The following is a 12757-nucleotide window of genomic DNA, read 5'->3' as shown; positions in this document are numbered from 1 at the left end:
CGGCCACCGCCCTGACCTGCTCCAAGAAGCTCGCGAGACTTGCCACGTGAGACAATCTCTTACGAAACACGCCTTAGCCCGCAACTGTCGCGGTCAGCGGTGGTCGTTCTCCTTCAGCTCGATCACCCAGGCGCGCCGTTCGGCGATCTTGCCGTCGCGCATGACGAACACCTCGGCCATCGACATGCGCATCTCCTCGCCGGTGTCGCGGCGCACCGAGCCGACGAGCTCGGCCATGACCGTGTCGCCCTGCTCCACCATGCGTACGACCTCCAGGTCAGGCGGCGGCACGAACCCGGGCCCCTCGATGGCGGCGTCGTAGGCCTCCTTGCCCTTGAGGTGGAAGGCGCCGAACACCGTCCACTCGATGTCGTCGGTGAGGCAGGACAGGATCTGCCCGTGGTCGTTCCTGCGGAAGCCGTCCAGGTAGGTCTCGACGGTCTGCGTGTTGCGTGACATCCGGCGGTGTCCCCTCGTCCTCGGCGGGCCTGCCCGACGGCAGACCCGCCGAAGCTAACCCCGAGGTGCGACAGGCTCGAGCGGGACGCGCCGGCCGGGCGCGCATCTCAGGACGAGGTCTGCCGCGACCGGTGGTTGGCGTGCTTGCGGACCACGAAGGCGTACGCCTCGGCGAGCAGTTGCCGCACCGTGGCCAGGGTCGCCTCGCCGGGATTCACCACGCACACCCAGTGCTGCGGCGCGTAGACGGGATGTGGCAGCACGGTGTCCGTCACCGTGTGGTCGACGCCGCCGTCGGAGCCGTGCGGGAACAGCCCCGCGTACGCCGAGCGGGTCAGCCCGATGTTGAGCCGCCAGGTACCCGGTCTGCCCAGCGCGGAGGCGTCGTCGTAGTGGTCGCCCGTCACGATCGTCGCGAACGGCAGCTGTCGCTCGGCGGGCAGGTCCCGGCCGGGGTCGTAGATGTAGAAGGTGTCGCCGTTCGCCTCGAGGGTGTGCACCCCGCCGAAGGTGTCGCGGATGTGGCGTTTCATCTCCTCAACGTCCATGCCTCAATCTTTTCATTGAGATGCTTCTTGAGGCTTTACGCCAGTCATGGCGCGACCGGAGGCCGTGAACCCTCAAATCGGGCCGCAAGCGGACGGCGGAACGGCGGGATGTCGGCGCGGATCCCGCTCCCGCTGCGGGGCCGCGCCGGGGAACCGGGCGGGGCTCCGCAGCGGGAGCGGGTGCGGTCGCGGGCGGAGCCGCCTGTGATCAGCCGGCGCCGTCCAGGACGGGGATCAGCTGCTCCTCCTCGTACGTCAGGTGGGCCTCCAGCTCGGTGGTGAGGCGCTCGACCTCCCGGCGTGCCTCGGCGGGGTCGGCGTCGGGGTCACCGACGACCTGCTGCAGGCGTGCGACGAGCGCCGCGATGCGTTGGTGCTCCTCGCGCAACCGTGCCAGGGCCGGGGCGAGGTCGGGGCGCTGCCCGTCCAGGCGGGCGAACATGCCGTCGTCCTCGTTGCGGTGATGGTGGTGCAGGCCGTGGCAGAAGGTCAGGCAGTTGACCCGCAGCTGCGCGCCCAGACCCGGGCCGCAGCGGGCGACCTCGTCGCGGATCAGCGCCAACTCGCGGCGGAACGCGTCGTGGACCAGCTTGAGCGCCGCTCCCCAGGATGCCGCTTCCGGCGGGCCGCCCGTCACCTGGTGCAACGCCACCACGGGGATCACGCGCGAGGTCTTCGCCTGGTATGCCGCCCACCCCGGATCGGCCTCCACGGCGCGGGCGAAGATCTCGTCGCGGTCGGCGCCGGTCAGCACCTCCGCGCGGGCCTGGTAGGTGAAGACCCCGTCCTCGACGGTGGCGTGCGGGTCGGCGACAAGGTTGTGGTACCAGTCCGGGTGCCTCGGACCGCCCCCGGCCGAGGCGATGACAAGGATGCGTTCCTCGCCGTCGGGCAGATAGCCGACCGGGGTGGTGTGCGGGGCGCCGGAGCGGGCCCCGATGGTGGTGAGCAGGATCAGGCGGGCCCCCTGGAAGGGGCCGCCGACCCGGCCGGAGTTGGCGCGGAACTCGTCGATGATCTGCTGGTTGAAGTCGTTGGGCAATGCTCTGCTCTCTGCTCGGGCAGGAGATGCGGCCACGGTGGATCGCCCGCCCGGCGACCGGTGGCGGCGAGGATGTGGGATACGCCGGCGTACGACCGGCGTGGACGGTGCAAAGGCGCGTGCGGCATACGCGGCGCGGTGGACGTGGCGTCGACACCGGCGGATGCGGGGCGTCGGCGGGCCGCGGGCCCGCCCCCGGCTCACCTGCCGGCCGGGTGCCCTGTCCGCTCGTGGCCCATGGCCGACCCGGCAGTCACGACTGCGACCCTAGTGCCGCTGCCGGCGGCCGGCAAGCGCCATCCGGTTCCGGGTACAGAGTGGGACGAGCCGGGTCAGGCGACCGAGGGTCACCGGCAGAGCTGCTGGACCACCGCCGCGCACGACCTGTTGGCGTACGCCGGTCAGGTCAGCGGGCGACCCGACGCCGCCAGGGTGGCCGCCAGCCTCGCCGGCGCGGTGCGGCCGGCGGCGCCGGAGCCGTTGCGGGGGCGTTCTCCCGCTCGCCCCGCCAGCGGCGGACCACCTCGTCGGCGTTGACGGGACGCACCGCGACCCGGGGGCCGGTGGGCGTACGCAGCCACGAGAGGATCTGGGCGTTGAGGTCGGCGACGAACGCGCGTACGGAGGCCTCGGTCGGCAGGTCCCGCACCTCGTCGGGTACCTGTTCGATGCGGCGGCGCAGTTGCAGGGGCGTCGGCAGCAGCAGATCGGTGGGGAGTTTCTCCCGTTCCAGGAAGCTCTTGATCCACCACGACTCGTCGTACGGCTGGCCGCGGCCGGGGATCGGCTTGCCCATGCCGGGCAGGTTGTCGAACTCGCCCTGCTCCTGCGCCGCGCGGATACGCGCCTCGACCGTCGCTTCCCAGCTGTCCACCCGCCGACACCTCCCCCGGCCCCACGGTAACGCGGCCACCGGGTCGTGGCCGACGGAAGAAGTCAGCGCCCCGACCGGGCCGGGCATTCCCGGGCGTGCCGGTGGCCGTCGCGGGGGAACGGCGGTCGGGCCGGCAGCACCTCCTGGAAGAGGTATCCGGCCTTCTCCGCGACGCGGCAGGACGCCGGGTTGTCGATCTGGTGCAGCAGGTCCAGCCGGCGCAGGCCGGCGAACCGGTCGAACGCCCACTCGGTGAGCGCCGTCAGGGCGTGCGGGGCGACGCCCCGGCCCCGGGCGGGCGCGGCCGTCCAGTAGCCGACCTCGGCGTCCCCGCCGCCCCGTGTGACGTTCTTGAGGACCACCTGCGCCACCAGGGTCTCGCCGGCGGGGTGCGGCTCGAGCACCGCGAAGCTGAAGCGGCGGCCGTCGGCCCAGTCCCGGCGTGCCGCGGCCAGGAACCGGCGGGCCTCGGTGACGGTGGTCACCGGCGCTCGGGTCCAGCGTCGCAGCACCGGGTCGCGGTACGCGGCGATCAGGGCGTCGGCGTCGTCGTCGCGCCAGGGTCGCAGCAGCAGTTCCGGCAGGGTCGCGGTGGCCGACGCGCGCAGCATCGGCCCAGTGTGCCCGTTGCGGCGCCGGCGGTGGGGGCGGGCGTTCGCGCGCCCGGGCGCGCGGATACGGGTTCTCGGCGCGGCGGCGCACGGCGTAGGGTCGGCGCGAGTCGGGCGGAACGGGGGGCGACATGGTCGGTACGGGTGCGCTGGTGGGTATCGCGCTGGTGGCGCTGGGGATGGTGCTGACCCCCGGTCCGAACATGGTCTACCTGGTGTCGCGGTCGGTGACCCAGGGTCGACGGGCGGGGTTGGTGTCGTTGCTCGGCGTCGCCGCCGGATTCGGCGTCTACCTGGCCGCCGCGGTTGCCGGCATCGCCACGGTGTTCGTGCTGGTGCCCGCCCTGTACACGGCCGTCAAGCTGGCCGGCGCGGCGTACCTGCTGTGGCTGGCCTGGCAGGCGCTGCGCCCGGGCGGGCAGTCGCCGTTCGCCCCGCAGCCGCTGCCGCCGGACGGGGCGCGGCGGCTGTTCACGATGGGCCTGGTCACCAACCTGCTGAACCCGAAGATCGCGATCCTCTACGTGTCGCTGCTGCCGCAGTTCATCGACCCGGCCCGCGGTCACGTGGCGGCGCAGAGCCTGCTGCTGGGGTCGACCCAGATAGTGGTGGCGCTGACGGTGAACGCGTTGATCGTGCTCAGCGCCGGCTCGCTCGCCGGGTTCTTCGCGCGCCGGCCGCTCTGGCTGCGGGTGCAGCGACTGGTGATGGGCACGGTGCTGGCGGGGCTGGCGGTGCGGATCGCCGCCGACCGCTCGCGCGCCGTCGTCGCCCTGCCCTGACCCCGGGCTCGCCGACGACGGCGCGGCGGACACCCGTGCGCCGGGACCGGCGGCGAGCGGCGTCGGGAGTCGCCGGCCGAGGGGTCAGCCGCCGGCGCGATCCGGGGCGCCACGGCGGCTGACGGCGTCGCTCTCCCGGAGCACGGCGGCGCCCCCGGCGGGCAGGTGCACCTGCGCGTCGACCGTCGCGCCGGTGAGCAGGTCGATCCCGGCGGCCGGGACCCGCTGCGGCCGGTCGGTGTGGTTGAGCAGGAACAGCCAGCTCGCCCCGGCGCCGCGACGACGGACCGCCTCCACCCCGGCCGGGGCGGCCGGGCAGACGGGTGACGCGCCGGCCGCCCGCGCCGCGTCCGACAGCAGCCGTCGGTAGGTGGCGTTGTCGGGCCGCGTGGACAGGTACCAGGCCGTGCCGGCGCCGAAGCGGTGGCGGGTCACCGCCGGCAGCCCGGCGAGCACGCCGTCGGCGTACGTGTCCATCGGCTGCGCGCCGGCGAGGCGTACCGTCTCGGCCCACAGGCGGCCGGTCCCGCCGCCCGACAGGGGCACCGTCTGGGCGTCGGCGAGCGGGTGGAACTCCTCGACCCGTACGCCCAGCACGTCGCGCAGCGCCCCGGGGTGCCCGCCGAGGCGCACGCGGGCGTGTTCGTCGGCGACCCCGCTGAGCCGCGTCACCAGCAGGTGGCCGCCGCCGCGCACGTACCCGCCCACCCAGTCGGCGGTGGCGCCGGAGGCCAGGTAGAGCGCCGGCAGCACCAGCAGCCGGTACGCGTCGAGCCGGTCGCCGGGCAGCACCACGTCGCAGCCGTAGCCGGCCCGCCACAGCGCCCGGTGCGCGGCGGCCACCTCGTCGCGGTGGTCGAGGTGCGGCGACGGCATCCCCGGGTGGCCCAGGGCCCAGCCGCTGGCGGCGTCCCAGGCGATCGCGACGTCGGCGTCGACGGTGCCGACCGCCGCCTCCGAGATCCGCTCCAGCGTCGCGCCGAGGTCGACGGCCTCCCGGAACACGCGGGTGTCCGGGCCGGCGTGGGGAACCAGGGCGGAGTGGAAGCGTTCCGCCCCGCCCGCCGGGGCCCGCCACTGGAAGAACATGACCCCCCGCGAGCCACGCGCGACGTGCGACAGGCTGTGCCGGGTCATCCGGCCGGGTTCCTTGGCGTGCATCCGCCCGCCGGTGTGGATCTGGTTCGGGGCGCTCTCCATCAGCAGCCACGGCGCCGACCGGTCGCCGCCGGCGCCGTGGCGGGCCCAGCCCCGGGCCAGGTCGGCGGCGAGGGCGCTCTGTTCCTCGGCGCCGCCGTCGACCGCGTCCGGGTAGTGGTCGATCGCCACGATGTCCACCTCGGCGGCCCAGCGGGCGTGGTCGACGGGGACCCAGTCGCCGAGGACGTAGTTGGTGGTGATCGGAATCGTCGGGTTGGCGGCGCGCAGCAGGTCGCGCTGCTCGGCGTACGCGGCGAGCAGGGTGTCGGACCAGAAGCGGCGGAAGTCCAGCAGGTGTCCCGGGTTGGCCAGGTACTGCGTGGCGCGTGGGGTGTCGACCTGCGCCCAGTCGGTGTAGTGCTGGCTCCAGAAGCTGGTGGCCCAGGCGGCGTTGAGGGCGTCGAGGTCGCCGTGCCGCTCGGCCAGCCAGCGCCGGAACGCCCGCGCGGTGTGGGCGCAGTGGCAGGTGGTGCCGTACTCGTTGTGCACGTGCCACAGCGCGAGGGCCGGGTGGTGGGCGTAGCGCTCGGCGAGGGCGGCGGCGATTGCCCGGGCGGCGGCCCGGTAGGCGGGCGCGGCGGCGCAGTAGGTGTCCCGGCTGCCGTGGTGCAGGCGTACGCCGTCGGCGGTCACCGGCAGCGCGTCGGGGTGCGCCAGCGAGAACCAGGGTGGGGGCGACGCCGTCGGGGTGGCGAGGGCGACGGAGATGCCGCCGTCGTGTAGCAGGTCCAGCACCTGGTCGAGCCAGTCGAAGGTGTGGCGCCCGGGCTCCGGTTCGAGCCGCGACCAGGCGAACACCCCGACGGTGACCAGGTTGACCCGGGCGCGGCGCATGAGGGCGACGTCCTCGCGCCAGACCTCGGCCGGCCACTGCTCGGGGTTGTAGTCGCCGCCGTAGCGCAGCCCACCGCCACCCCACATCGCCCCACCGCCAATTTGTTGGAGAAGCATCCAAAATATTGATCGAGTTTTCGCCTGTCAACGGCGATGCTCCACCGCCGCAGCGAAGGTCGTCGTTGACAGTTAGTTGGGAAGGCAAAGAAACTGGCGGTGCCGTCGGAACCAGCCTGGAGGAGACGCCGATGCCCTACCGACCGCCGTTGGTGCCGTACGAGACGTTCGTGGCCGATCCACCCGACCTGCCGGTGCGGGGACCCGGTGAGGACGGGGCCGCCGTCGTCGGCCGGGCCGAGGTCGTCGCGACCGACCCGCACGGGGTGACGTTCAAGGCCGCGCTCTCCGACGGCGCGAGCATGGCGCTGCGCGTCGACGCCGCCGGCGAGGGGGTCATCCGCGTACGCCTGGCTGACGACCCGCAGGCGCGCAGCCGCAGCGCCCGGGCGCTGCCGCTGGTGCACCCCGGCGCCCACCCCGCGACCGTCACCGTCGACGACGTCCACGTCCGCGTCGACGCCGGCGGCGTGGTCGCCGAGATCCGGCTCGACCCGTGGCACCTGCGTTTCCTCGGCCCGGACGGGCGGCTGCTGCTCGACCAGGACCGGGGCACCCGCGACATCAGCGGCCGGCGGCGCACCCTGCCGTTCGGCCGCTCCACCGTCGACGGCGCCCCCGTCGCCTGGCACGAGAGCTTCGTCGCCCCCGGCGACGAACGCTTCGTCGGCTTCGGCGAGAAGTTCACCCCGCTGGACAAGCGGGGGCAACGGGCGCTGATGTGGAACTTCGACGCCTTCGGCGGCGAGTCCGACCGCTCCCACAAGAACGTGCCGTTCTACCTGTCCGACCGGGGCTACGGGGTGCTGGTCGACAGCGGGCTGCCGGTGCAGTTCGACGTCTGCCAGTCCACCCACAGCAGCGTGCAGCTCCTGGTCCCCGACGACCTGCTCGACTACTACGTGCTGGCCGGCCCGACGCCGGCCGAGGTGCTGGACCGCTTCGACCGGCTCACCGGCCGGCCGTACCTGCCGCCGAAGTGGGCGTTCGGCGCCTGGGTCTCCTCCGGCTTCTTCCCCGACTCGCAGGAACGGGTGCTCGAACGGGCCCGCCTGCTGCGCGAGCGGGGCATCCCCTGCGACGTGCTGCATCTGGACTGCTACTGGCAGGTCGCCGGCCGCTGGTCGGACCTGCGGTGGGACGACGAGGCGTTCCCCGACCCGACGACGATGCTGCGTACCCTCGCGCGGCAGGGCTTCCGGGTCTGCCTGTGGATGAACCCGTACCTGATGACCGACAGCCCGCTCTACGCCGAGGCGGCCGAGGCCGGCTACTTCCTGCGCCACGCCGACGGCAGCCCGTACGTCGCCGACGTCTGGCACGGCAGCCACCCGGCCAGCGCCATCGTGGACTTCACCAATCCGGCCGCCGTCGAGTGGTTCGCCGGGCTGCTGCGGCCCCTGCTGGAGCAGGGGGTGGCGGTGTTCAAGACCGACTTCGCCGAGGGCGTGCCCGTCGACGCCGTCGCCCACAACGGCATGACCGGCGTCGAGCTGCACAACGTGTACGCGCTGCTGTTCAACGACGTGGTCGCCAGGGTGACCGAGGAGGTGACCGGGCACCGCACCGTGTGGGCCCGCTCGTCGTACCTGGGTGGGCAGCGGCACAGTGCCCAGTGGAGCGGCGACGTCAACGCCACCTGGCCGGGGCTGGCCAGCACGCTGCGCGGCGGGCTGTCGCACGGGCTGTCCGGCGTGCCGTTCTGGAGCCACGACACGGGCGGCTTCCACGGCACCCCGACGCCGCAGCTCTACGTGCGCTGGACCCAGTTCGGCGCGCTGTCGCCGCTGGTGCGCCTGCACGGCACCACCAGCCGGCTGCCGTGGGACTTCCCCGCCGAGGCCGAACGCGACGCGGTCGCCGCCCTGCGGCTGCGCTACCGGCTGATGCCGTACCTGTGGTCGGTGGCGGTGCGCGCGGCCGCCGACGGGGCGCCCATGATGCGCGCGCTGCTGGTGGACACCCCCGACGACCCGACGGCCTGGACCACCGACCTTCAGTACCGCCTCGGCACCGACCTGCTGGTCGCGCCCGTCACGGACCCGTCCGGGCGGCGCGACGTCTACCTGCCGGTGGGCGACGACTGGATCGACGCGGCCACCGGCGAACGGCACCCGGGCGGGCGGCACCTGCGGGTGGACGTGCCGGCGCACCGGCTGCCGCTCTACGTCCGCCACGGGGCGCTCGTACCGGTGGTCGCGGCGGGCGACACGGTGGGCGACGGGCCGTTCCGCGACGTCACGATCGTGAGCTGGGGCGCCGTCGACGCCCGCGCCGTGCTGCACGACGTCGACGGCGACACGGTCGTGACGGCCGTACGCGACGGCGACGCCCTGCGGGTGGACACCGACGGGCCGCTACGGGTGACGCGCGTCAGCGTGGCCGGTGCGGCCACCCCCGCCCGGCTGCTGCTCAACGGCGAGCCGGTGCCCCCGGCGCCCTTCGATGCCTGGTTGCCCGATCCGGCCTGAGGCGCGGCGGCGCCCGACCCGCAACGGGTCGGGCGCCGCACGGGGCCGCTCAGCCCTTCACCGCGCCGGTGATGACGCCCTTGGTGAAGTGCCGCTGCACGAACGGGTAGACGACCACCGCGGGGATCACGGTCACCACCACCACCGCCATCTTCACCGCCAGCGTCGGCGGGTACGCGGTGACGCCGGGCAGGCTGACCGCCGCCCCGGACACGTTCGGCGACTGCCCGGCGAGGATGTAGCTCTGCAACACCCGCTGGATCGGGAACTTGTCGTTGTCGTCGATGTAGAGCACCGCGTTGAAGTAGGCGTTCCAGTAGCCGACCGCGTAGAAGAGGCCGACGACGGCGATCACCGCCCTGGACAGCGGCAGCACGATGCGCAGCAGGATGTGCAACTCCCCCGCCCCGTCGATGCGGGCGCTGTCGAGCAGTTCGCCGGGCACGTTCATGAAGAACGCCCGGATCACCACCAGGTTGAACACGCTGATCGCGCTGGGCAGGATCAGCGACCAGATGCTGTCCTTGAGCCCGAGGCCGGTGACCACGAGGTAGCTGGGCACCAGACCGGGGAAGATCAGGAAGGTCAGCAGGAAGAAGAAGAGCAGCCCCCGGTGCCCCACGGACCCGGGTCGCGACAGTCCGTACGCGGCCAGCACGGTGAGTACCAGGCTCACCGTGGTGCCGAGCACCGTGACGAGGGTGCTGATCCACACCGCCCGGCTGATCTGGCCGCCGCTGAAGATGGTCACGTACGCCGACGGGTCGATCTCGCGGGGCACCATCACCATCCCGCCCGCGGCGTCGATCGTGTCCCGCGAGGCGAGGCTGGTCACCAGCACCGCCCACAGTGGCACGAGCACGGCCGCGACGAGCAGCGTGAGCACCACCGCCTTGGCCACGGTGCCCGGCACCGTGGGCGGCTCCTGCCAGGCGGGGCGCCGCGACCGTCGTCGCGGGTGCGGATCCGGGCGGGTCGGCGCCACCGCGGCGCCACCGAGTTGCGCGGTCATGACTTGGCGTACACCCCCTGCTCGCCGAGCCGGTGCGCCACCTTGTTGGCGGTGAGGATGAGCACCAGCCCGATGACGGCCTTGAACAGCCCGGCGGCGGCGCCGAGCCCCCACTGCTGGGTGCTGATCGCCTGGTAGTAGACGAACGTGTCCAGCACCTCCGCGGCCTCCCGGCCGACCGCCTCGCGTTGCAGGATGAACTGCTCGAAGCCGACCGACAGCGCGTCACCCAGGCGCATGATGAGCAGCAGCACGATCACCGGGCGCAGGCCCGGCAGGGTGATGTGCCACAGCCGCCGCCACCGGCCCGCGCCGTCGGCCGCCGCCGCCTCGTAGAGGTTGGGGTCGATCGCGGCGAGCGCGGCCAGGAAGACGATGGCGCCCCAGCCGATGTCCTTCCACACCGCCTCGGCGGTGACCAGCACGATGAAGGTGTCCGGGTTGGTCATGACGTCGAACGGCTGCATGCCGGCCTCGCGCATCTCCTGGGCCAGCAGCCCGGCCCCGCCGAGCATCTGCACGAAGAACGTGACCACGAGCACCCAGCTGAAGAAGTGCGGCAGGTAGACCACGCTCTGCACGAAGCCGCGCAGCCGCGCGGAGACCAGGCTGTTGAGCAGGATGGCCAGCAGGATCGGCAGCGGGAAGAAGAAGACGAGCTGGAACGCGGTGATGGTCAGGGTGTTGCGCACGGCGTCCCAGAACAGCGGGTCGCCGAAGAGCGCCTCGAAGTTGCCGAAGCCGATCCACTCGCTGTGCCAGAACGCCTCGACGGGGTCGTCGCCGACGAACGGGTTGTAGTCCTGGAAGGCGATGACGTTGCCCAGCGTCGGCAGGTAGTGGAAGACCAGCAGCAGCGCCGCCGCCGGCGCCGTCATCGCCAGCAGCGGCCAGTCCCGGCGCAGCCGGTCGCGCAGGCCGCGCCGGGCCCGCACCGGGGGCGTACGGCCGGCGGGCGGGGCCTGGCCGCCGGCCGCCGGCGCGTCGGTGGTGACCGGGGCGCTCATCGGCCGTTGTCGGCGAGCGCCTTCTCGTGGAACGCGCGCCCTTCCTCGCCTCCGGCGGCGAGGAACTCCTTGCGGACCTGCGCCAGGTCGCCGACGGGGCGGCGGCCCCGCAGGATGTCACGGATCTTGTCGTCGGTCGGCTGGATGATCTTCGACCAGTTGGCGGGCAGTTCCAGCTTGATGCCGGCGAACAGGTCCTTCTCCATGAGGGCGATGTTCTTCTGGTAGTAGCCCAGGTAGTCGCGTACGTAGTCGGGGGTGTCGCCGCTGCGCACCTTGACCGGGACCCGGCCGCCGATGTGGGTGTACTGCGCGCCCAGTTCCTTGCGGCCCAGCTCGGTGGGAATCGGGCTGCCGTCGGCCGCGCGGGTGAAGTGCTTGCCCTCCACCCCGTACTCGCGCAGCTCGAACTCGCGGCTGCCGAAGGGCGCGGCGCACCAGTTGAGCACCCGCAGCATCTCGTCGACGCGCTCGGCGCCCAGGCCCTTCCTGACGAAGGTGTAGAAGACCGGCTTCTCGCTGCCCCAGACGACCGGCTGCGCCCCGGCGGCGCCGAAGACCGGCAGCGGCTGCATGTCGAAGCTCGGCAGCTCCTTGACCCGCTCGCCCTGCATGCCCTGCCAGGCGCCGAGGCCGTCCTGGTACATGAGGATCTTGCCGGCCTTGAACAGTTGCTTCTCGTCGGCGCCCTTGCTGGCCACGGTGTCGGGGTGCACGAGCCCGTCGGCGAACAGCTTGGCGGTGAACTCCAGGGCGGCCGCGAAGGCCGGGTTCTCGAACTTGTGCTCCAGGCCGCCGTCGGGCTTCTTGCGCCAGATCTGCTGGCAGCCGAAGAACTGCTGCACCATCTCGAAGACGCTGCCGAAGGCCCACACCCCCTTGGCGGGATCGGTGGCCTTGCGGCCGAACTCGTGCAGTTCCTCGGGGGACGTCGGCGCCGCCAGGCCGGCCGGGGCGAGCAGGTCGGCGCGGTGGAACAGGGCGTACGCGAACGGCCCGTCGGTCGGGAACGGCACCGCGTACAGCCGCCCGCCCCACACCGAGTACTCCCAGGCGCCGGTGGGCAGGGCGGCCAGGTAGGGGTACTTCGCGCCGGCGTCGCCCTTGAGGTGGTCGGTGAGGTCCTCGAACAGCGCCTTGACCGCGTCGGAGAACCGGGCGACCTTGTCGACCTCCCAGTTGGGGGCGCTGAGCAGGTCCGGCACGTCGCGGGCGCCGAGCATCGCGTTCAGCTTGTCGGCGTACGTGCTGCCGTCCTGAAGGCTCGGGTGCACCTCGACGCCCAGCCTGGCGTTGACGGCCGCGAGGTAGGAGTTGCGGCCCACGGTGGGCGGGGCGGGCCCCCACCACGGACTCATCGTGCGGATCGGTGGGCCACCCCGGCCGGGCTGCTCGGTGACGGCGTCGACGAGGGTGCGGGGGTAGCTGAGGTAGCCGTCGGGGATCGGCCCCTGCCCGGGGATGTCGGGCGGCAGCAGTTGGGCCGGCTTGTGGCTGGGCAGCACCGAGCGGATGGCGTCGGCCTTCGTGGCGCTGCCCCTGCTGCCGGCCTCCTTGCTGCAACCGGCCAGGGTGGCGCCGCCCATCGTCGCGGCGGCGCCGAGGCCGAGCAGGCGCAGCAGGGACCGGCGGTCGGTGGATGCGCCCGGCGGGGACGGCTTCACGGCGCACTCCCTTCATCTTCGGTGGCGGTATCGCGGACCGCGCGGGTGCGGCTAGAATTAGTTGGTGTTCTAGCCGAACAAACTAATCGACGGTGATCCGTCCCACAAGACAGCGGCCCCCGCGACGTACGCGATG

At 73.0% G+C, this 12757-nt stretch carries 11 protein-coding genes; 2 read left to right on the top strand and 9 right to left on the bottom strand.

Features of this window, described 5'->3' with window-relative positions; translation table 11 throughout:
• Positions 1-93 precede the first annotated feature (93 nt).
• The 5 genes from ACTMS2_RS25735 to ACTMS2_RS25715 all read right to left on the bottom strand — a co-directional run bounded on the left by ACTMS2_RS25735 (position 94) and on the right by ACTMS2_RS25715 (position 3534).
• Positions 94-459 carry a nuclear transport factor 2 family protein gene (locus tag ACTMS2_RS25735; protein WP_441177706.1) on the bottom strand — a complete coding sequence of 122 codons (366 nt, stop codon included), beginning with the start codon at positions 457-459 and terminating at the stop codon, positions 94-96.
• Positions 460-566: 107 nt separating this feature from the next.
• Positions 567-1007 carry a DUF6194 family protein gene (locus ACTMS2_RS25730; RefSeq protein WP_441177705.1) on the bottom strand — a complete coding sequence of 147 codons (441 nt, stop codon included), beginning with the start codon at positions 1005-1007 and terminating at the stop codon, positions 567-569.
• Between the two features lie 208 nt (positions 1008-1215).
• Entirely contained in the window at positions 1216-2049 is an 834-nt protein-coding gene (locus ACTMS2_RS25725) for a nitroreductase/quinone reductase family protein (RefSeq protein WP_441177704.1), read from the bottom strand.
• 406 nt (positions 2050-2455) lie between these two features.
• Positions 2456-2923, bottom strand: a complete 468-nt coding sequence (locus tag ACTMS2_RS25720) for a DUF1992 domain-containing protein (protein WP_441177702.1) — start codon at positions 2921-2923, stop codon at positions 2456-2458.
• Between the two features lie 62 nt (positions 2924-2985).
• The gene (locus ACTMS2_RS25715; RefSeq protein ID WP_441177701.1) at positions 2986-3534 is read right to left on the bottom strand and encodes a GNAT family N-acetyltransferase; all 549 of its coding nucleotides are present in this window, start codon (positions 3532-3534) and stop codon (positions 2986-2988) included.
• A gap of 131 nt (positions 3535-3665) precedes the next feature.
• Between ACTMS2_RS25715 and ACTMS2_RS25710 the strand changes: the two genes are divergently transcribed.
• Positions 3666-4316, top strand: a complete 651-nt coding sequence (locus ACTMS2_RS25710) for a LysE family translocator (protein WP_441177700.1) — start codon at positions 3666-3668, stop codon at positions 4314-4316.
• 84 nt (positions 4317-4400) lie between these two features.
• On the opposite strand, the gene ACTMS2_RS25705 is transcribed toward ACTMS2_RS25710, so the two are convergent.
• Entirely contained in the window at positions 4401-6437 is a 2037-nt protein-coding gene (locus tag ACTMS2_RS25705; RefSeq protein ID WP_441177698.1) for a beta-galactosidase, read from the bottom strand.
• A 161-nt stretch (positions 6438-6598) separates the two neighbouring features.
• On the opposite strand from ACTMS2_RS25705, the gene ACTMS2_RS25700 reads away from it, so the two are divergent.
• Positions 6599-8938: a TIM-barrel domain-containing protein gene (locus ACTMS2_RS25700; RefSeq protein WP_441177697.1), complete on the top strand. Its 2340-nt coding sequence runs from the start codon at positions 6599-6601 to the stop codon at positions 8936-8938.
• Between the two features lie 49 nt (positions 8939-8987).
• Here ACTMS2_RS25700 and ACTMS2_RS25695 read toward each other — a convergent pair whose 3' ends face one another.
• Genes ACTMS2_RS25695 through ACTMS2_RS25685 form a run of 3 tightly spaced genes read right to left on the bottom strand, consistent with a single transcriptional unit; the run spans position 8988 to position 12621 of the window.
• Positions 8988-9950: a carbohydrate ABC transporter permease gene (locus ACTMS2_RS25695; RefSeq protein ID WP_441177696.1), complete on the bottom strand. Its 963-nt coding sequence runs from the start codon at positions 9948-9950 to the stop codon at positions 8988-8990.
• Positions 9947-10957 carry an ABC transporter permease gene (locus ACTMS2_RS25690; protein ID WP_441177695.1) on the bottom strand — a complete coding sequence of 337 codons (1011 nt, stop codon included), beginning with the start codon at positions 10955-10957 and terminating at the stop codon, positions 9947-9949. Before ACTMS2_RS25690 ends, ACTMS2_RS25695 begins: the two co-directional genes overlap by 4 nt.
• Entirely contained in the window at positions 10954-12621 is a 1668-nt protein-coding gene (locus tag ACTMS2_RS25685) for an extracellular solute-binding protein (RefSeq protein WP_441177694.1), read from the bottom strand. Before ACTMS2_RS25685 ends, ACTMS2_RS25690 begins: the two co-directional genes overlap by 4 nt.
• Positions 12622-12757: the final 136 nt, after the last annotated feature.

Origin of the sequence: Micromonospora sp. SD12 (assembly GCF_052068495.1) — a bacterium.
Classification (GTDB): Bacteria; Actinomycetota; Actinomycetes; order Mycobacteriales; family Micromonosporaceae; genus Micromonospora; species Micromonospora echinofusca.
Note: the sequence above shows the minus strand (reverse complement) of the source record. Positions and strands in the feature narration are given on the sequence as shown.